Genomic DNA, 17,235 nt, shown 5'->3' on the forward strand with positions numbered 1-17,235 from the left:
GTCGCGCTTCACAGTCTGGTCATCAGACGACTACGGTCGGAAGGGTTTGGTCGCGTCGTCATAGCCACCCTGTGTCGGGTGGCGTCGCCGCTGGCGGCCGACTGGAGTTGATCGTCAGCGGGGTGGAGGGCGGCAGGCATGGCCGATGGGCAGATGACGGCGGCGGCGTTCCTGGTCGCGGAGCTACGCCGGGCGAGGGCTCGGCGGGGCTGGAGTCAGGACGAGTTGGCGAAGGCGGTCAACTACTCGGCGTCGATGGTCAGCGCGGTCGAGCTGGGCCAGCAACAGCCCACCACCAAGTACCTGGAACTCGTCGACCATGCCCTGGACACCGGCGGCCTGTTCGGCCGAATGGCCACCGAGTTGGTCAGCCTGGACAAGGCCCAGGTCTGGTTGCGCGGCTGGCGGGCGATCCTCGCGGAGGCGCGGTCGCTGCGATGGTTCGACCCGCTGCATGTCCCTGGGCTGCTGCAGACCGAAGGTTATGCCCGCGCCATCTTCGAGTCGGACCGCCTACTCGATGCCGACGAGGTTGAGCGTCGACTGGCGGACCGGATGGACAGCCAGCAGGTCCTCTACAGGGATCGCCCGCCGCAGGTGGTCGCGGTGCTTGATGAGTCGGTGCTGAGGCGACGCGTCGGCGGCCGGAAGGTGATGTGCGAGCAGGCTCTGCACCTGGCGCGCTTGGCAACCGAACATCCGCGGGTCCAGCTCCATGTGGTGCCTCGCTCGGCCGAGGAGTATCCCGGCCTGAACGGGCCATTCATCCTTGCCACCGTGGCCGACGGTAGCGACCTCGCCTACCTTGGTGGCCAGATCGGCGGCCAGGAACTCGATCGGCCTGCGGATCTACTGCTTCTACAACGGACCTGGGAAGCTACCCTCGGGCAGGCGTTGCCCCCGCAGGAGTCGATCGAGTTGCTGAGGGAAGTGGCGGAGTCGTGGAGTTGACCCGAGCCAGGTGGCGTAAGAGCAGCCGGAGTGGTTCCAACGACCAGTGCGTCGAGGTGGCGACGAATCTGGGGGACGTGGTCGGGGTGCGAGACAGTAAGGACTCGGACGGGCCCGTGTTGGTTGTCGACGCGTACTCCTGGCGGCTCTTCGTGGTCGCGCCCCCGCGCTGACGTGACCGCCTCGCCCGCGACGGTGGTCGCGGGATTTGTTGGCAGCAACTTCGGCGATGTTGCTGCCTCGGCGCGGCCTGAGGCAACAACTTCCCTGATGTTGTGCGGATCTTGGGCGGGGCGGCGCGGATAAACGGCTCGACGGTGGGGTGCGGCGGCGGGATGATCCCGTGATGAGTGACCTGCCCAACACCGAGCGGTTGCGGTTTCGGCGGTTGGCGATGGCCGACGTGGACGCGCTTGTCGAGCTGGACAGCGATCCCGAGGTGATGCGGTTTCTCAGCGGTGGTGTGGCGACGCCGCTGGAGAAGGTCCGGGATGAGCAGTTGCCGAGGATGCTGGCGCAGTACGAGCGGTGGCCCGGGCTGGGGCGCTGGGCGGCGCTGGATCGGGAGTCGGGCGAGTTTCTGGGGTGGTTCGCGCTCGACCCGTCGGCGGATGGCACCGAGGCCGAGTTGGGCTACCGGCTGCGCCGCTCGACGTGGGGGCGCGGGCTGGCCACCGAGGGGTCGCGGGCGTTGGTCCGGCACGCCTTCGAGATTGTCGGGGTGCGTCGGGTCTGGGCCGAGACGATGACTGTCAACGAACGTTCGCGGCGGGTGATGGTCAAGGCCGGGCTGCGTTACGTGCGGACCTTCCACCTGCAGTGGGACGACCCGATTCCGGGAACCGAGCAGGGTGAGGTGGAGTACGAGCTGCGGGCCGAGGAGTGGCCGACAGCCGGTCAGGAGCGGCCGGCGGCCCGGCGGGCGCGGTAGGCGGTCACGGCGGCACGGTTGCCGCAGCCGGCCTCGCAGAACCGCCGCGACCGGTTGCGGGACAGGTCGATGACCACGTTGTCGCAGTCCGGGTATTCGCAGATCCGCAGCCGGCTCAGCTCACCGGCGCGGACCAGGTCGGCCATGGCCATCGCCGCCTCCACCGCGATCCGGGTGGCCAGCGGCGCGTCGCGGGGCACGGCGTGCAGATGGTACGGCTCGTCGTCGTGCTCGATGAGTTGCGGCAGCGCCCGGTGTTCCAGCAGCAGGCTGTTGACGATGGCGACGATTTCGGACGTCTCGGCGTACCAGATGCGGCGCAGCCCGGGTCGCAACTCTCGGACGGCACGCAGCTCGGCGTCGGTGTGCTCGTGCCGGCCGCTGTAGGAGTAGCGGACGAAGAACGCGTCCAGCGCGGCGACGTCGGGCAGCAGCTCGCCGCCCCGGCCCATGGTGTTGACCAGGGCGGTGGCGGCGATCAGCGAACACTCGGTGTCATGAGCAAATAGCATCTTGACTCCTGTCATGGCTTCCGCCTAGCGTCATCAGCACAAGGATAGTTTGCTCATGACACGGTGCCGACCCGAGGAGCGCGACATGCACTCACGACCTGCTGCCGGCGCCGCGTTGGCGTTGCTCTCCGCGGTCACCTTCGCCACCTCCGGCACCTTCGCCCGTTCACTCATCGAGGCCGGCTGGTCCGCCGAGTCCGCGGTGATCGCCCGGGTCGGCATCGCGGCCCTGGTGTTGGCGATCCCCGCCCTGCTGTCGCTGCGGGGCAGGTGGGCCGTGCTGCGGGGCAACGCCTCGGCCATTGGGCTGTTCGGGTTGCTCGGGGTGGCGCTGGCCCAGGTCTGCTTCTTCAACGCCGTGCGCTATCTGCCGGTCGGTGTGGCGCTGCTGCTGGAATACCTCGGCATCATCCTCGTCGTCGGCTGGATGTGGCTGCGGCACGGGCAGCGTCCCCGCCGGCTCACCGTGGCCGGAGCGGTGGCCGCGCTGGCCGGGCTGGCCTTCGTGCTCGATCTCGCCGGCACCGCCGACTTCCACCCGGTGGGCGTCCTCTGGGGTCTGGGTGCGGCATTCGGCCTGGCCGGATACTTCGTGCTCGCCGGGCGGGTCGACGCTCGGCTGCCCTCGGTCGCCATGGCCAGCGGCGGAATGGCCGTCGGCGCCGCCGTGCTGCTCCTCATCGGGCTGACCGGCCTGCTGCCGCTGCACGCCACCTTCGGTGAGGTCATCTTCGCCGGACAGCCCACCAGTTGGCTGCTGCCCATCGCCGGGCTCTCGCTGGTGGCGGCCGTCGTCGCGTACCTGGCCGGCATCGCCGGCACCCGGATCCTCGGCCCCCGGCTGTCGTCGTTCGTCGGGCTGACCGAGGTGCTCTTCGCGGTGCTGATCGCCTGGCTGTTCCTGGACGAACTGCCCACCGGCTGGCAGCTTTTCGGCGGCGCGTTGATCGTCGCCGGGGTGGCGCTGGTCCGACTCGACGAGCTGCGCGGGACGCCGTCGGCATCCGCGCCCGCCCCGCCCGAGCCGGCGCTGGCGCTCGACGGTCGGTGAGCTGGGGTTCGGCGGTTGGTGGGTTGGGGTTCGGTGGGCTGGCGCTCGGCGGTCGGTGGGTTGGGCCTCGGTGGTTGGTGGGTTGGGGTTCGGTGGGCTGGCGCTCGGCGGTCGGTGGGTTGGGCCTCGGTGGTTGGTGGGTTGCGGTTCGATGGTCGGTGAGCTGGCGTTCGACGGTCGGTGACACAGTGGGGACCGTGCTGACCACTGTGGTGTTCGACGCCGACGAAACCCTGCTCGACCTGCGCCCGGCGGTGACCGGCGGACTGGTGGCCGTCCTCGACGAGATGCGGCGGCGCGCCCCGGCGGCGAGTGAGGTGACACTCGCCGAGCTGGAATCGGACTGGGGTGCGGTCTTCGGTGACCTGAGGACCGCCCCGGTGGCGGAGATCCGCCGTGCCGCGCTGGCCCGGTCGCTGGCCCGCGCCGGGCTGAACGACCACCTGGACGAGGTCGTCGCCCTCTTCTTCGCCCGCCGGTTCGCCCTCACCAGACCCTTCCCGGACGTGCCGGCGGCGCTGGCGACGTTGCGCTCCCGGTACACGCTCGGCTTCGCCACCAACGGCAACAGCCGCACCGAACGCTGCGGGCTCGCCGGCGAGTTCGCCTTCGAGGTGTACGCCCACGACAATCGCCTGCCCAAGAAACCGGCCCCGGAGTTCTACGCGGCGGTGGTCGCCGCAGCCGGGGTGCCAGCCGAGCAGATCGTGTACGTCGGTGACTCGTGGGAGCACGACGTGGTGGCACCTCGGCGGGCGGGCCTGCGATCGGTGTGGTTGAACCGGCATGGGCTGCCTCGTCCGGGCGATCTCATGCCCCATGCCGAAGTGTCCAGCCTGGCCGACCTGCCAGCCGCGCTGGCAGCTCTGCCAGCCGCGCTGGCGGATCTGCGCGTTGACGAGGTCGGTGTGTGAGCCGGGAGGCGGTCGACGCTTGTCGGCGCTCATGATCAACTCGATTTTCATGAAGGCGCGGTGATGGTGCCTGCGGGACACCGGGGTTTCATGAAAACCGAGATGATCGTGGTCATGTGGACGATCCCCGGCGCCATCCGCGGCTGACCAGCGCGTCTTGCACCTCCCGAAGCACCGCCGGGAACTCACCGCTTAACCGACGGCTGGTCACGTGCAGAACGAGCCAACCCCCAGCCACCAACTGATTCAGCCGACGGCGGTCGCGGTGCAGTTGCTCCGCGTCGGAGTGCCACTTCCCGTCGTACTCCACCGCCACCCGATATTGCGGCCAGGCCAGATCGGGGTGCAGGACAACGCCGACGGGCAGGCGTACCGGATGTTGCACCGCGGGGCGCGGAAGCCCACCCAGCACCAACCGCACGCGTAGGTGCGACTCCGGCGGAGATTCGGCTCCGCCGTCGGCCAGGTCGAAGACCCAGCGCGCTCGTCGCCCACCGGGCCGGTCGGCGTTGCGGGCAGCCAAGGCGGCCAGGGTGTCGCGATCGGTCAACCCCTGCCCGAGCAGCGAGTCGACGATGGCGACGGCCCGAACCGGGTCGAGCCAGACAGCCGTTTCCCAGGCGGCCCGCCCAGGGTCGGACCGGGGGATCGGGACATCCCGCTCGCTGGACCCGAGTGTGCTGGCTGCCGCCCGACCAACGCCCGGCCGAGCCGTCACGATCGCCCCTGCTCTGACGGACGCTGCCATCGGGCGGGACAGGTGTCGGGCTGGGCGTGGTGACGTGCCGCCGGCAGGCGGGCGCCCGGCTCCCGTAGGTCGCGCCGCATCACGTGGACGTCCAGCGCTCGGCGGGCGTCCTGTGTCTGGTTGTCGGTTCGCGTCTGGTTGTCGGCTCGCGTCTGGCGGGCGTCCTGCGTCCGGCAGCCGTCCTGCGTCGGGCGGTCGGGTTGCGTCCGTCGGATGGCCTGCGGCTGAGGCTCGTCTGATGGGTGGCAGTCGCCGTGTCGTTGGTGGGGGTGTGGCCGGCTCTGGGGTTTCGCTCGCCATGAGCGGGGTGATGGTGTTGACGTGTACGCGGAGGCCGCGCTGTGGGCCGACCCGCAATGATCGGGGCACGAGGACGTGCACATCGTCGGTGAAACTCGCGGCGTGTTGGACGCCGTGCAGGAAGGCGGCCGACGGGCCGCCGACCACCACTCCGGGTGGTAGCCGAAGGAGTGCGGCGTGACACGCGAGGGCGTGGTCCCGCTCCAGCCGGGCGTCGGCGTAGATGTCGTGGCGCAGCCGCACCCAGGCGGAGTTGCGCAGCTGATGTTCGGTGAGCAGGCCGTCCCGGACAGCGTCGGAGCCGCGGAAGACCTGCCAGGTCAGGGCATCGGGGCGATGCGGACGTGGCGGCATGCCAAGCAGCCTGCCGACTACCGAGTGGCCACCGAAACCCCTGTGGACAGCCCGGCCGGCGCGTTCCGCCGGACCTGTGGACAACCACGAATCCGCCTGCCGATCGTGCTATGGCGCCGGCCCGATCGACCGACACCTGAGCCATTTGGGCCGCCCGCCGGCGATGATCCACTCGCCTTTCTGAAAGTCGGGCGGTCGTTGGCCTTGGGACACCGCGACTTCCGTGAACCCGAGTTGATCAAGCCAGCGGGGCCGGGCGAGGTGGTGGGACGGTGAGGTGAGGCGGCGGCGGGCGGGGCGATGAGGTGGGCGGTGAGGTGAGGTGGGGCGGTGAGGCGGTGAGGCGGTGAGGCGGTGAGGCGGTGAGGCGGCGGGGCGGTGAGGTGGGGCGGGGCGGCGGGGCGGTGAGGTGGGGCGGTGAGGCGGCGGGGCGGCGGGGCGGTGAGGTGGGCGGGGCCGGGTGAGGTGGGGCGGTGGGGCGGGATCAGCTGAGGGCGGCGGCGATGGCTGTCGCGGCGGCCAGCACCTGGGGGCCGATCGTGTCGACGTCCAGCGGGGCGAGCGCGACCACGCCGACGCTGCCCTCCAGGCCGGGTACGCCGAGAACCGGCGCGGCCACCCCGTACGCCCCGGCCTGTAACTCTCCGCTGCTGCTGACCGGCGCAGCCTCCCCGGCTCGACCGGCCAGGATTGCTCGGCCCGCCGCCCCTCGGTCCAGCGGATGCCGTGCCCCGGTGCGGTACGCGACGTGGAACGACGTCCAGCTTGGCTCGACCACGGCCAGGGCGACCCCCTCGCCACCCTCGACGACGGTCAGATGGGCGGTCGCGCCGGCCTGCTCGGCGAGACGGCGAAGTGCGGGCAGTGCCCCCTCGGCGAGTAACGGTTGAGCCCGTCGGGCCAGGTGCAGCAATCCGGCGCCGAGGCGTAGCCGGCCGTCGCCGTCGCGGCGCAGCATGCCGTGTCCGGTCAGCGGGCCGACCAGCCGGTAGACGGCGGCCCGGCCGATGCCGAGCCGGTTCGCGGCCTCGGTGACGGTCAGGCCGCCCGGGGCGTCGGCGACGAGGTGCAGCAGCCGTAACCCACGGTCGAGGGTCTGCGACGTCTCGCCGGCACGCCCCGTGACGTCGTCACCCTGCCTGCCGACGCCGTCGGCCTGCCCCGGAGCCTCGTTGGCGACGGCGCCGGGGCTGGTCGGCGGCTCACCGGCACGTGCGGTCGCATCCACGCCTGGCAGCGTACGACCCGGCACCGGCCGACCCGGACAGGCACGGACAGCTACCCTTGTACGGTGACGCTACGCCTGTATGACACTGCCACCCGATCGGTGCGGGACTTCGTCCCGCGGGAAGCCGGCAAGGTGGGGGTCTACCTGTGTGGTCTCACCCTCCAGGCTCCGCCGCACATCGGTCACCTTCGCTCCGGCGTCAACTACGACGTCCTGCGTCGCTGGCTGCTGGCCGCCGGCTACGAGGTGACCTTCATCCGCAACCTGACCGACATCGACGACAAGGTCCTGGTCAAGGCGGGCGAGCAGGGGCGACCGTTCTGGTCGATCGCGTACGCGAACGAGTTGCTCCTCGCCGAGTCCTACCGGGCGTTGAACGTGCTGCCGCCCACCTACGAACCGCGTGCCACCGGGCACATCCCGGAGATGCACGAGCTGATCACGAAGTTGATCGCCGACGGGCACGCGTACCCGGCGACCGACGGCTCCGGCGACGTCTACTTCGATGTGGCGTCCTGGCCGGCCTACGGGTCGCTGTCGGGTCAGTCTCCGGACGCGATGCAGTCGGCCGGGGACGCTCCCGACCGGGGCAAGCGGGATCCGCGCGACTTCGCCCTGTGGAAGGGTGCCAAACCGGAGGAGCCGGGGGACGCCTACTGGCCGTCACCGTGGGGGTTGGGGCGCCCGGGTTGGCACATCGAGTGCTCGGCGATGTGCTGGCGTTATCTCGGCCCGGAGTTCGACATCCACGGCGGCGGTCTGGATCTGACGTTCCCGCACCACGAGAACGAGATCGCCCAGTCCCAGGCGGCCGGGCTGCCGTTCGCGCGCTACTGGGTGCACCACGGGCTGCTCAGCATCGGCGGGGCCAAGATGGGCAAGTCCGCAGGCAACGCGCTCGACCTGGCGTACGTGGACTCGCTCGGCGTGCGGCCGGTGGAGCTGCGCTACTACTACGCCGCCGCGCACTACCGCTCGGTGATCGACTACTCCGAGGACGCGCTGCGCGACGCGGCGACCGCGTACCGCCGGATCGAGGGTTTCGTGCAGCGGGCGACCGAGCGGGTCGGTGCCGGGCAGCCCGGTGACCTGCCCGGCGGCTTCGTCGCGGCGATGGACGACGACCTCAACACGTCCGCCGCGCTGGCCGTGCTGCAACAGCACATTCGGGACGGCAACACCGCGCTGAGCGCCGGCGACGATGTGACCGTCCGCACCACCCTGGCCGTGGTACGGGCGATGCTGGATATCCTCGGGGTCGACCCCCTCGACCCGGCCTGGACCGGCGGTGGCCGCACGGACGATCTACGTGCCGTGGTGGACTCCCTGATCGCGCTGGCCCTGGAGCAGCGCGCGCAGGCCCGGGGCCGCAAGGACTGGTCCGCCGCCGACGCGGTACGTGACCAGCTCAAGCTGGCCGGCGTGGTGGTCGAGGACACCCCCCAGGGCCCCCGTTGGACTATTGGAGAGCAGGACTGATGGCCGGCAACTCGCAGCGCCGTGGCCGGCGACTGACGTCGAAGGCAGGCGCCCCCAAGGGCACCGGCGGCAAGAACAAGGACTCGTTGGCCGGGCGGGGCCGCACCCTGCCCGCCGACGAGCGGCCGTGGCACAAGGGCTACTCGGGCACCGAGAAGCTGCCCCAGCGCACCGCCTGGAAGCAGGACAAGGAGCGCCGCGCGGCGGCCGAGGAGGGGCGCGCCCCCAAGATCGGCCAGCCGGGCAGCAAGGACACCACCTGGGGCAGGGGCGGCGGTCGGGGCGTACCGGGGGGTCGGGGCGCTGCCACCGGCGGCCGGGGCTCTGCTGGCGGGCGGGGCGCTGCCGGCGGGCGGGGCGGTCCTCGGGTCGCGCCGGGGCGCAAGTCCAACCCGTCCAAGGACACCCCGGAGCTGCTGGTCGGTCGTAACCCGGTGCTGGAGGCGCTGCGCGCCCAGGTGCCGGCGACGGCGCTCTACGTCGCCCAGGGCATCGACATGGACGACCGGATCAACGAGATCATCCGGACGGCCGCCGACCGGGGCATCGCCAACCTGGAGATCAGCCGGGCCGAGCTGGACCGGATGACCGGCGGCGTGCTGCACCAGGGCGTCGGGTTGCAGGTGCCGCCATTCGCGTACCAGCCGTTCGACGACATGGTCGCCGCCGCCCTGGAACAGCAGGCCCCGCTGCTCGTCGCGCTGGACGGTGTCACCGACCCGCGCAACCTGGGTGCCGTGATCCGGTCGGCCGCCGCGTTCGGCGCACAGGGTGTCTTCGTACCCGAGCGACGTGCTGCCGGGATCACCGCGACCGCCTGGCGGACCAGCGCCGGCGCGGCCGCGCGGGTGCCCGTGGCCCAGGTGACGAACCTGACCCGGTCGCTGAAGGCGTGCCGGGACGCCGGCTTCATGGTGGTCGGCCTGGACGCCGACGGCGACACCGACCTGTACGACCTGGAAGCCGCGGTCGGTCCGCTGGTGGTGGTGGTTGGTTCCGAGGGGCGCGGCTTGTCCCGCCTGGTCGGGGAGACCTGCGACCTGACCGTCAGCATTCCGATGATCTCCGAGGTGGAGTCGCTCAACGCCAGCGTGGCCGCCGCGGTCACCCTGGCCGAGGTCGCCCGCCGGCGGGCCGTCGAGCTGTAACGACGTTCGAACGAGGCCCCCTCCCGTGCACGGGAGGGGGCCTCGTCGTCAGATCTGGTGGGTCCAGGCGACGAACAGCACCGCACCGGCCACCGCCATCAGCAGGGTGGTCGGGAGCAGCCAGCGAGGGCTCCGCTCCCCGTCGAGACGACGGGTCAGCCGCTGGTGCACGGTGGCGATGCCGATCAACGCGACCAGGGCGGCGGCGGCCATCGGCAGGCCGACGAGGAAGTGCGCCAGCCACGCGCCGGCCCGGCTCGGACCGCCCCAGGAGTGGTCGTACGGGCCGCGGTCGACGATCCCGTACAGCACCCCGCGCAGCACCATCAGCACCTCGACGCCGAGCGGCAGCAGGGCCACCGCGCCGATAAGCAGGCTGAGCAGCGCGTGACCGAGCACCGCGACCGGGCCGGGCCGCCGGCCGGGCGCGGCGGTGGGTGGCAGGCCGAGTAGCCCGGTCCGCAGGGCCCGCCAGCGTGCGACCGCGGCACCGGCTCCGCCCAGCGGGGCGGTCACCAGCGCGAGCAGGGCGACCGGCACCAGCGTCGCGCAGTAGGCCAGGCTGCGGCCGGCCAGGCGAGCCATCCGGTACGGCCGGAAACGGATCATCGGTTGGGCGGTGGCGGACACGGCGTCTCCTCGGGGTGGGCGTGCCGCGACGCTATGGGCGCGGCCCACCCCGCCGAGTCACCCCACGGAGCCACCTCCGCGCTGGCTCCGTGGTGTGAAAAGCCCTCCCGAGTACGACGACAGGGGCGGCCCGCCGAAGCGGACCGCCCCTGTCGGTTGGGCGTTACGTCAGATCCGGCTGCCGGTGGCGGCGTGGAAGACGTGGCTGCGACCGGCACGCGGCTTGACGAACACGGTGTCGCCCATGTTCGGCATGGTGCGCCGGTCGGTGCGCACGACGAAGCGCTCCGAGCTGCCGCCCAGAGCGGCGTGGCCGTAGACGTTGGCGTCCGAGCCGAGGTCCTCGACAAGCTCGACCACGACCGGCATGCCGCCCTCGGTCGGGCTGACCAGGTCGCAGTCCTCCGGGCGGAAGCCCACGGTCACCTTGCCGTTGCCACCCTCGGAGCGGGCCGCCGCGACCTGCTCGCGGGTCAGCGGGATGCTCAGCTCGGCGAACTCGGCGCCCCGCTCGTTGAGCGCAACGGTCTTGATGTTCATGGCCGGCGAACCCATGAAGCCGGCGACGAACACGTTCGCCGGGGTGTCGTAGAGCGCACGGGGAGTGTCCACCTGCTGGAGGACACCGTCGAGCAGCACCGCGACCCGGTGACCCATGGTCATGGCCTCGACCTGGTCGTGCGTGACGTAGACGGTGGTGACGCCCAGCTTGGCCTGCAGGGACGCGATCTGGGTACGGGTCTGCACCCGCAGCTTGGCATCGAGGTTCGACAGCGGCTCGTCCATGAGGAAGACCTGCGGCTCCCGGACGATCGCCCGGCCCATCGCGACACGCTGACGCTGACCACCGGAGAGCGCCTTCGGCTTGCGGCTGAGGTACTCCTCCAACTGGAGCAGGGCTGCCGCCTCCTTGACCCGCCGGTCGATCTCCGACTTGGAGGTCTTGCGCAGCTTCAGGGCGAACGCCATGTTCTCGTACACCGTCATGTGCGGGTAGAGCGCGTAGTTCTGGAAGACCATCGCGATGTCGCGGGCCTTCGGAGGAAGGTGGGTGACGTCACGCTGGTCGATGTAGATCGAACCGGCGTCGACGTCCTCCAGGCCGGCGAGCATCCGCAGGCTCGTGGACTTGCCACAACCGGAGGGGCCGACCAGGACGAGGAACTCGCCGTCGCCGATCTCGAGGTTGAGCTCGTTGACGGCGGGACGCTCCTGGCCCGGGTAGATCCGGGACGCCTTGGAGTAGGTGACCGTAGCCATGGTGAAGCGCTTCCTTTCACCGGCAGGAACGTGCCGGACGATCCGAGTGAAGGAGCGACAGGCACGTGTCCGTGCCGGTCAGCGGACGGCGGCCCGGTCGCGGGGGCGCCGGGGCTGTCGTCCGTGTGAGTGAACCGTAAACGGCTTTCATCTTGCTGCCAAGGCGGGGCAGCTTCCAACCTCGCCCACGGGGTACGCATTCCGGGCACTCGGGCACGCTCAGCCATCAATCGACGCGTCTGTGGGCCCTCGTGGGTCGGGTTGTTGACGTTTCCCGTGCTCGGGAGGCATCGCGAGCGGGATGTCCGGACGTCACTCGCTATGCTGACCTCGACACACGCGCCCCTGTAGCTCAGCTGGCCAGAGCACTCGCCTTGTAAGCGAGATGTCGCCGGTTCGATCCCGGCCGGGGGCTCCATATCCACAAGGCTTTCCCGCTGGGCGCCGCCCCGAGTCGATCGGCTGGCGGCGATGCCTTGGCGTTCGGATTCACGGAGGGCGGGCGCGCCTACCGCGTCGCGCGGGTGCGTCGCGCGGCGACGTAGCGGCGCATCTTCTCGGCGGTCCCGCAGTCGTCCATGCTGCACCAGCGGCGACTGCGGTTCTTGCTCTCGTCGCTGAAGATGAAGCGGCAGCCTCCGCACCCCTTGATCCGGTCCAGCGCGCCCGTGGTGAGCAGTTGGACCGCCGCGTGCACCACCGGCCGTAGCGGTCGGGCGAGCGTCCGGTCATCTCGCCACACCCACGTGAACGTGCTCCCGCCCGCGAGCTGTGCGTGGCCGAGCGCGTCCGCTTCGTCGTCGCGCAGCCGGGCCAGCGCGGGTGTGCTCGGGGGCCGGCCAGCGGCCAGCGACCGGAACACCTCGTCGAGGTAGTCGCGGATGCCCAACGCCCGCGAGAGGGCAGCGCGGGTGCCGGCCGGATCGTCGCGGGACAGCCGGCGTAACGCTGTCGCCTCCGTTTCGGTGAGGGCGCCCGCGTACACGCCCCACGCGACCAGCTCCGGATAGCCCGTGAGCACGTCGTCGTCCGAGGGCCCGATGGGGGGACCGGAGCGGGTGTTGACGAAGTCCAGGGCGAGGTTGCCGCCCACCAGGTGCATCCGCGTGACGTCCTCGGCTGTTTCCATCAAAACCCACTTTACCAGTTGACCTTCATTGGGCGCGCCGTTAGCTTGTTACTCGCATAGACCGTTTTGGTGGTAACGATCGGGGAGGTCGGATGGGTCGCGGGCGAGCAGTGGGAGCGTTGCTCGGCCTGTCCGGCGGGACGTTCCTCTACACCACCGCCGAGGCGCTGCCGATCGGCCTGCTGCTCCCCATGGCCGCGGACCTCGCCGTCTCGCCGTCGCAGGTGGGCATGCTCGTCACCGCGTACGGCGCGGTGGTCGTCGTCGCGTCGGTCCCGTTGACGGCGCTGGCCAGGAGGATCCCGCGCCGGCGGCTCCTGTCGGCGCTCCTGGCCGGCTTCGTCGTCAGCACCGCGATCACGGTGTTCGCGAGCACGTTCGCGCTGCTGCTGGCCGCCAGGATGGCAACCGCGGCGACCCACGCCCTGTTCTGGGCGGTGGTGGTGCCGGCCGCGGCCGAGCTGTTCCGACCCGGGCTGCGCGGGCGCGTGGTCGCGATCGTGTTCGCCGGCGGCAGCGTCGCCCTGGTCCTGGGGGTTCCGGCGGGCACCTGGCTGGGCGAACGCGCCGGCTGGCGGGTGTCGTTCCTGGCGGTGGCCGGGCTCGGCGCGATCGTGCTCGTCGCGGTGGCCTCGCTCCTGCCGTCGACGCCGCCCGACGAGGGACACGCCGCCCGGGGCGCGACACCCGACGTCCGGCGCTTCTGGCTGCTGGTCGCGGTGGCCATCCTGACGACCGCGGGCGCCATCGCCGCGTACACCTATGTCGCGCTCTTCGTCACCGAGGTCAGCGGGTTCCCCGCCTCGTCGGTGGGTGCCATCCTGCTGGCGCGCGGCGTCGCCAGCGTGCTCGGCATCCTCGCCGTCGGAGCGGTGGTGGACCGCAGCCCGTGGCTCGCCCTGGTCGCGACCATCGCGTTGCAGTCGGTGGCACTGCTCGGGCTGTACGCGATCGGCCACCGGCCGGCGGCTGCCGTGGCCCTGCTCGCGCTGGCCGGGCTGGCGTTCGCGGCGTTCACCGCGGTGCTCGGCGGCGTCGTGCTGCAGGTGGCGCCCGGCCGGTCCGACCTCGCCGCCGCCACCGTCTCCGCAGCCGTCAACGTCGGCATCACCGGCGGTGCCCTGGTCGCCGGCCTCGCGCTACCGGGCCACGGCGTGCACAGCACGGTGCTGCTCGGCGCCCTGCTCGGCTTCGTCGCGCTGCTGCTGATCGCCGGTGGCCTCGCCGGGCGGGTCACCAGCGCATACGCGCAGCGGCGCTGAGTGCCGGCGGTAGCCTGGGGCCGGGCAACGAGCGGAGTGGGACGGGGGCCGATGAGTCGCGCGGTGGAGGAGTCGAACCGGGCGATGCTGCGTGCGCGGGACGCGATGGACCGGGCGTACGCCGAGGCTCTGGACATCCCCGCGCTGGCCCGGATCGCGCACGTCTCCGAGGCGCACTTCATCCGTACCTTCCGGGCCACGTTCGGCGAGACCCCGCACCGCTACCTGCAACGTCGCCGGGTGGAGCGGGCGATGGCGTTACTCGTGGAGACCGACCGGGACGTCACCGACATCTGCTACGCGGTCGGGTTCAGCAGCCTGGGTACGTTCAGCCGGACGTTCCGGCAGATCGTCGGCGCGTCACCCTCGGATTTCCGGCGTCAGCGCGTCGCACCTGTCGACGTGCCGTCGTGCTTCGCCAAAGCCTGGACCCGACCCAGCAGTTTTGGATAAGCAGCAGGTCACGGGCGACCTCTAACGTCATGGGCATGACGATGAACGCGATCAGCCGCTCCCAGATCTACGTCCTCGACCAGGACGAGGCACTCGACTTCTACGTGAACAAGCTCGGCATGGAGGTCAACACGGACCAGGATCTCGGCTTCATGCGCTGGCTGACGGTGAACCTGCCCGGCGACCCGGAGCGGGAGATCCTGCTGGAGAAGCCGGGCCCGCCGGCACTGGACCCGGCCACCGCCGAGCAGGTCCGTGAGTTGCTCACCAAGGGCGCCCTGGGTGGATACCTCTTCATGACCACCGACGACGCCCACAAGACGCACGAGGACCTGGTGGCGAAGGGCGTCGAGATCACCGACGAGCCGACCGAGCGCCCGTACGGGATCGACTTCGGCATCCGGGACCCGTTCGGCAACCGGATCCGCATCGGCCAGATGTTCCCGCGGCACTAGCCGAGCGGACGCGGGTCGAGACCATCGCGTCCGCTGTGTTGCGATGGGCGGCATGGTGACCCGCGTGCTGTACCTGACCCGCCACGCCGAGCAGGATCTGACCGAGCTGGGGGAGTCGGACGCCGGGGAACCGGACACCGGCCTCACCGAGCGCGGTCGGCGGCAGGCCGTCCTGCTCGGCGAACGTCTGCGGGGCCGTCGGTTCGCCGCCGTCCACCACGGGCCGCTGCGCCGGGCCGCGCAGACCGCCGAGCTGGTCGCCACGTCGCTGCCCGAGGTTCCGGTGTACGCGACGGAGTTGGCCGGTGACCACCTCCCGCACGACACGGACCCGGCCGACCTGCCCCCGGCGTACGCAAAGTTCCTGGCCCAGTTCACGGCGGCCGAGCGGGTCGACGGGCCGCGGGTGACGGCGGCGGCGGTGCGCCGGTTCGCCGGGCCGGTCGGCGCGGCAGCCGCCGGCGACGAGCCGGTCCGCGAGTTGGTGGTGACCCACACCTTCCTGATCGCCTGGCTGGTGCGGCACGCGCTCGACGCGCCGGAGTGGCGCTGGCTGGGCCTGAACCTGCACAACGCGGGTCTGACCGTGATCCGGTACCCCTCGGCCGGTCCGCCGAATCTGGTCGCCGTCAACGACGTGGCGCACCTTCCGCCCGAGTTGCGGGGCACCGGTCTGCCCCCGGACTACCTGGTCTGAGTGCCGGTGGTGCGCAACAGCAGTTTGACAAGCGCCTGGGTGGCCGGCGGCGGGGGAGCGTCGGCCGGGCAGTCGGCGTACCCGGTCTCGGTGCCGCCCACGGTGAGCAGGTAGCTGAGCGCGTCCGAGCAGACTGTCGAGCGGGTCGGTTGCCGCGCCTCGGCGGCCAGCCGGGGGTCGGCGGCGAGCCCGGTCAGGCGGCCCAGGTCGGCGGGGGTAAGTCGGCCGGTACGCCGACTGCCGGCCCGGTCCACCGCGGTCCACTGACCGTCCGGCTCGACGGTCACGGCGTCACCACGACCGGCGAAGCCGCCGGAGGTGCGCAAGGTCACCCGGGTCGGCGCGCCACCGGTCCCGGGGCCGACGGTGGCGACGACGGTCGGCGGCGGGGTGGCGGTGCCGGTCGGCGGGGTGGCGGTGCCGGTCGGGCCGGGAGCGGTGGTGGCCGGGGGCGGGAGCGGGGTGGTGGGGGCTCGGGTGACGCCGGTGCAACCGGTCAGGACGGCGGTCAGGAGCGCGATCGTGACTGCGGCCGTCGATACCTGTCTCATCTCCGTCGGACGCGCGACCCCGAGCGTTGGTTCCCCCACCCGGACGGAGGCGGTGCGCGCCGTTTCTGGCAATGTTGGCCGTTGGGATCGCCGTAGCGGCGTGCGCCGCAGTTCGGCCGTAGTGGCGTGCGCCGCCGATCGGCCGCAGTGGCGTGCGCCGCCGATCGGCCGTAGCGGCGTGCCCCGCACAGGGGACGGGGGAGGGGCGGACGTGTCGGACGCGGAGTTGATCGTCGAGGTGACCGGACCGGTCGCGACGGTGGTGATCCACAATCCGGCGCGGCGCAACGCGATGACCGCCACCATGTGGCGTCAGCTCCCCGAGTTGCTCGACCGGCTGGAACCCGACCCCCACGTCCGGGCGTTGGTGCTCACCGGCGCGGGCGACGCGTTCTGCGCCGGTGCGGACCTGGGTGACCTGGCCGAGCTGTTGGACGCCGGCGACACCAGCATCGCGGTGGCCGCCGAGGAACGGCTGGCCCGCTTCGCCAAGCCGACGATCGCTGCCATCCGGGGTGCCTGCGTCGGCGGCGGGGCCCAGCTCGCGGTTGCCTGCGACCTGCGGATCGCCGCGGACGATGCCCGTTTCGGCGTACCGCCGGCCCGGCTCGGGCTGGTCTATCCGGCGCCGACCACCCGCCGGCTGGCCGGGCTGGTCGGCCCGTCCGCGGCCAAGCACCTGCTGTTCACCGCCGAGCTGATCGACGCCGGGCGCGCCCTGCGGATCGGCCTGGTCGATGAGGTGCTGCCGGGCGACCGGCTCGCCGCGCGGCTGGACGAGCTGACCGCGACGATCGCCCAGCGGTCGCCGCTGAGCGTCGCCGCCGCGAAGGAGATCGTCGACGACCGGGCCGGGCCGGCGCGGATCGCCTGGTGGCACCGGAAGGTGTCGACCACCGGCGAGGCCCGGGAAGGGGTCGCGGCGATGGCCGAGCGGCGTACGCCCCGCTTCGCCTGGCGGCCACCGACCGACGACTGATCGGTTTGCGCGGTCGCGGTCGATGGGTAGTTCCCGCTTCACGCGGTGATCGGGGGACCACTGTGGACGCGGCGGCGAAGAACCCAGACCAGACCGGACCGGACCGGGCGGGGCCAACATCGGCCCCGTCTGACTGTGCTCCCGGTGCTGCTGGCCGCGGTGGTCGGCGCGCTCGATTCCGCGGCCGGTAGTCGCACTTCGAT

General features: G+C 71.7%; 20 protein-coding genes and 1 tRNA gene. 14 read left to right on the forward strand and 7 right to left on the reverse strand.

Annotated features, from left to right (window positions below; translation table 11 throughout):
• Window positions 1-138: 138 nt before the first annotated feature.
• The 3 genes from ACGFIW_RS14235 (at window position 139) to ACGFIW_RS14245 (ending at window position 1,882) form a co-directional block, all read left to right on the forward strand.
• Entirely contained in the window at window positions 139-951 is an 813-nt protein-coding gene (locus ACGFIW_RS14235) for a Scr1 family TA system antitoxin-like transcriptional regulator (protein WP_393314550.1), read from the forward strand.
• A complete protein-coding gene (locus ACGFIW_RS14240) occupies window positions 942-1,124 on the forward strand; it encodes a DUF397 domain-containing protein (RefSeq protein ID WP_124818937.1) in 183 nt (60 codons plus the stop codon). The genes ACGFIW_RS14235 and ACGFIW_RS14240 overlap by 10 nt, the downstream gene beginning before the upstream one ends.
• A 173-nt stretch (window positions 1,125-1,297) precedes the next feature.
• Complete coding sequence (locus tag ACGFIW_RS14245; RefSeq protein ID WP_393314555.1) at window positions 1,298-1,882, forward strand: GNAT family N-acetyltransferase; 585 nt, start codon at window positions 1,298-1,300, stop codon at window positions 1,880-1,882.
• Here ACGFIW_RS14245 and ACGFIW_RS14250 read toward each other — a convergent pair.
• Window positions 1,849-2,394, reverse strand: coding sequence for a CGNR zinc finger domain-containing protein (locus ACGFIW_RS14250; protein WP_393314558.1), 546 nt, complete (start codon window positions 2,392-2,394; stop codon window positions 1,849-1,851). The genes ACGFIW_RS14245 and ACGFIW_RS14250 overlap by 34 nt on opposite strands.
• 85 nt (window positions 2,395-2,479) lie before the next feature.
• On the opposite strand from ACGFIW_RS14250, the gene ACGFIW_RS14255 reads away from it, so the two are divergent.
• A complete protein-coding gene (locus ACGFIW_RS14255; protein ID WP_393314561.1) occupies window positions 2,480-3,445 on the forward strand; it encodes a DMT family transporter in 966 nt (321 codons plus the stop codon).
• A 197-nt stretch (window positions 3,446-3,642) separates the two neighbouring features.
• Window positions 3,643-4,359 carry an HAD family hydrolase gene (locus ACGFIW_RS14260; protein ID WP_393314563.1) on the forward strand — a complete coding sequence of 239 codons (717 nt, stop codon included), beginning with the start codon at window positions 3,643-3,645 and terminating at the stop codon, window positions 4,357-4,359.
• Window positions 4,360-4,471: 112 nt separating this feature from the next.
• Here the strand turns inward: ACGFIW_RS14260 and ACGFIW_RS14265 are convergent, their stop codons facing one another.
• Window positions 4,472-5,077, reverse strand: a complete 606-nt coding sequence (locus ACGFIW_RS14265) for an endonuclease domain-containing protein (RefSeq protein WP_393314566.1) — start codon at window positions 5,075-5,077, stop codon at window positions 4,472-4,474.
• Window positions 5,078-5,584: 507 nt separating this feature from the next.
• Here ACGFIW_RS14265 and ACGFIW_RS14270 point away from each other — a divergent pair.
• The gene (locus ACGFIW_RS14270) at window positions 5,585-6,037 is read left to right on the forward strand and encodes a hypothetical protein (RefSeq protein WP_393314568.1); all 453 of its coding nucleotides are present in this window, start codon (window positions 5,585-5,587) and stop codon (window positions 6,035-6,037) included.
• Between the two features lie 208 nt (window positions 6,038-6,245).
• Here the strand turns inward: ACGFIW_RS14270 and ACGFIW_RS14275 are convergent, their stop codons facing one another.
• Window positions 6,246-6,989: an IclR family transcriptional regulator gene (locus ACGFIW_RS14275; protein ID WP_393314571.1), complete on the reverse strand. Its 744-nt coding sequence runs from the start codon at window positions 6,987-6,989 to the stop codon at window positions 6,246-6,248.
• 63 nt (window positions 6,990-7,052) lie between these two features.
• On the opposite strand from ACGFIW_RS14275, the gene cysS reads away from it, so the two are divergent.
• Together cysS and rlmB are read left to right on the forward strand one after the other, a co-directional pair.
• Entirely contained in the window at window positions 7,053-8,468 is a 1,416-nt protein-coding gene (gene cysS / locus ACGFIW_RS14280; RefSeq protein WP_393314574.1) for a cysteine--tRNA ligase, read from the forward strand.
• Window positions 8,468-9,616 (forward strand): 23S rRNA (guanosine(2251)-2'-O)-methyltransferase RlmB, encoded by a 1,149-nt coding sequence (rlmB, locus tag ACGFIW_RS14285; protein ID WP_393314577.1) that lies wholly within the window; start codon window positions 8,468-8,470, stop codon window positions 9,614-9,616. Before cysS ends, rlmB begins: the two co-directional genes overlap by 1 nt.
• A 48-nt stretch (window positions 9,617-9,664) precedes the next feature.
• On the opposite strand, the gene ACGFIW_RS14290 is transcribed toward rlmB, so the two are convergent.
• Window positions 9,665-10,246: a hypothetical protein gene (locus ACGFIW_RS14290; protein WP_393314580.1), complete on the reverse strand. Its 582-nt coding sequence runs from the start codon at window positions 10,244-10,246 to the stop codon at window positions 9,665-9,667.
• A 168-nt stretch (window positions 10,247-10,414) separates the two neighbouring features.
• Entirely contained in the window at window positions 10,415-11,506 is a 1,092-nt protein-coding gene (locus tag ACGFIW_RS14295) for an ABC transporter ATP-binding protein (protein ID WP_393314584.1), read from the reverse strand.
• A gap of 341 nt (window positions 11,507-11,847) precedes the next feature.
• On the opposite strand from ACGFIW_RS14295, the gene ACGFIW_RS14300 reads away from it, so the two are divergent.
• Window positions 11,848-11,924, forward strand: a tRNA-Thr gene (locus ACGFIW_RS14300).
• A 90-nt stretch (window positions 11,925-12,014) separates the two neighbouring features.
• Here ACGFIW_RS14300 and ACGFIW_RS14305 read toward each other — a convergent pair.
• Window positions 12,015-12,635, reverse strand: a complete 621-nt coding sequence (locus ACGFIW_RS14305) for a CGNR zinc finger domain-containing protein (protein ID WP_393314587.1) — start codon at window positions 12,633-12,635, stop codon at window positions 12,015-12,017.
• Window positions 12,636-12,727: 92 nt separating this feature from the next.
• On the opposite strand from ACGFIW_RS14305, the gene ACGFIW_RS14310 reads away from it, so the two are divergent.
• Genes ACGFIW_RS14310 through ACGFIW_RS14325 form a run of 4 tightly spaced genes read left to right on the forward strand, consistent with a single transcriptional unit; the run spans window position 12,728 to window position 15,502 of the window.
• Window positions 12,728-13,897, forward strand: a complete 1,170-nt coding sequence (locus ACGFIW_RS14310) for an MFS transporter (protein ID WP_393314590.1) — start codon at window positions 12,728-12,730, stop codon at window positions 13,895-13,897.
• A 51-nt stretch (window positions 13,898-13,948) separates the two neighbouring features.
• On the forward strand, window positions 13,949-14,350 hold the full coding sequence (locus ACGFIW_RS14315) for a helix-turn-helix domain-containing protein (RefSeq protein ID WP_393314593.1): 402 nt from the start codon (window positions 13,949-13,951) through the stop codon (window positions 14,348-14,350).
• A 35-nt stretch (window positions 14,351-14,385) separates the two neighbouring features.
• A complete protein-coding gene (locus ACGFIW_RS14320) occupies window positions 14,386-14,805 on the forward strand; it encodes a VOC family protein (RefSeq protein WP_393314596.1) in 420 nt (139 codons plus the stop codon).
• A 52-nt stretch (window positions 14,806-14,857) separates the two neighbouring features.
• Window positions 14,858-15,502, forward strand: a complete 645-nt coding sequence (locus ACGFIW_RS14325) for a histidine phosphatase family protein (protein WP_393314599.1) — start codon at window positions 14,858-14,860, stop codon at window positions 15,500-15,502.
• Here ACGFIW_RS14325 and ACGFIW_RS14330 read toward each other — a convergent pair.
• Window positions 15,490-16,053: a hypothetical protein gene (locus tag ACGFIW_RS14330; RefSeq protein WP_393314602.1), complete on the reverse strand. Its 564-nt coding sequence runs from the start codon at window positions 16,051-16,053 to the stop codon at window positions 15,490-15,492. The two genes, ACGFIW_RS14325 and ACGFIW_RS14330, sit on opposite strands and share 13 nt — an antisense overlap.
• Window positions 16,054-16,264: 211 nt before the next feature.
• Here ACGFIW_RS14330 and ACGFIW_RS14335 point away from each other — a divergent pair, with 211 nt between their 5' ends.
• Complete coding sequence (locus ACGFIW_RS14335) at window positions 16,265-17,032, forward strand: enoyl-CoA hydratase/isomerase family protein (RefSeq protein WP_393314605.1); 768 nt, start codon at window positions 16,265-16,267, stop codon at window positions 17,030-17,032.
• Window positions 17,033-17,235: the final 203 nt, after the last annotated feature.

The sequence above is a fragment of the Micromonospora sp. NPDC048935 genome (assembly GCF_043197875.1).
Classification (GTDB): Bacteria; Actinomycetota; Actinomycetes; order Mycobacteriales; family Micromonosporaceae; genus Micromonospora.

What these genes read in the sequence shown, in the direction of transcription:
- rlmB (WP_393314577.1), top strand. Translation starts at nt 8,468, where the DNA reads ATGGCCGGCAACTCGCAGCGCCGTGGCCGGCGACTGACGTCGAAGGCA.
- ACGFIW_RS14315 (WP_393314593.1), top strand. Translation starts at nt 13,949, where the DNA reads ATGAGTCGCGCGGTGGAGGAGTCGAACCGGGCGATGCTGCGTGCGCGG.
- ACGFIW_RS14255 (WP_393314561.1), top strand. Translation starts at nt 2,480, where the DNA reads ATGCACTCACGACCTGCTGCCGGCGCCGCGTTGGCGTTGCTCTCCGCG.
- ACGFIW_RS14235 (WP_393314550.1), top strand. Translation starts at nt 139, where the DNA reads ATGGCCGATGGGCAGATGACGGCGGCGGCGTTCCTGGTCGCGGAGCTA.
- ACGFIW_RS14330 (WP_393314602.1), bottom strand. Translation starts at nt 16,053, where the DNA reads ATGAGACAGGTATCGACGGCCGCAGTCACGATCGCGCTCCTGACCGCC.
- ACGFIW_RS14245 (WP_393314555.1), top strand. Translation starts at nt 1,298, where the DNA reads ATGAGTGACCTGCCCAACACCGAGCGGTTGCGGTTTCGGCGGTTGGCG.
- ACGFIW_RS14305 (WP_393314587.1), bottom strand. Translation starts at nt 12,635, where the DNA reads ATGGAAACAGCCGAGGACGTCACGCGGATGCACCTGGTGGGCGGCAAC.
- ACGFIW_RS14310 (WP_393314590.1), top strand. Translation starts at nt 12,728, where the DNA reads ATGGGTCGCGGGCGAGCAGTGGGAGCGTTGCTCGGCCTGTCCGGCGGG.
- ACGFIW_RS14320 (WP_393314596.1), top strand. Translation starts at nt 14,386, where the DNA reads ATGACGATGAACGCGATCAGCCGCTCCCAGATCTACGTCCTCGACCAG.
- ACGFIW_RS14295 (WP_393314584.1), bottom strand. Translation starts at nt 11,506, where the DNA reads ATGGCTACGGTCACCTACTCCAAGGCGTCCCGGATCTACCCGGGCCAG.
- ACGFIW_RS14250 (WP_393314558.1), bottom strand. Translation starts at nt 2,394, where the DNA reads ATGCTATTTGCTCATGACACCGAGTGTTCGCTGATCGCCGCCACCGCC.
- ACGFIW_RS14325 (WP_393314599.1), top strand. Translation starts at nt 14,858, where the DNA reads ATGGTGACCCGCGTGCTGTACCTGACCCGCCACGCCGAGCAGGATCTG.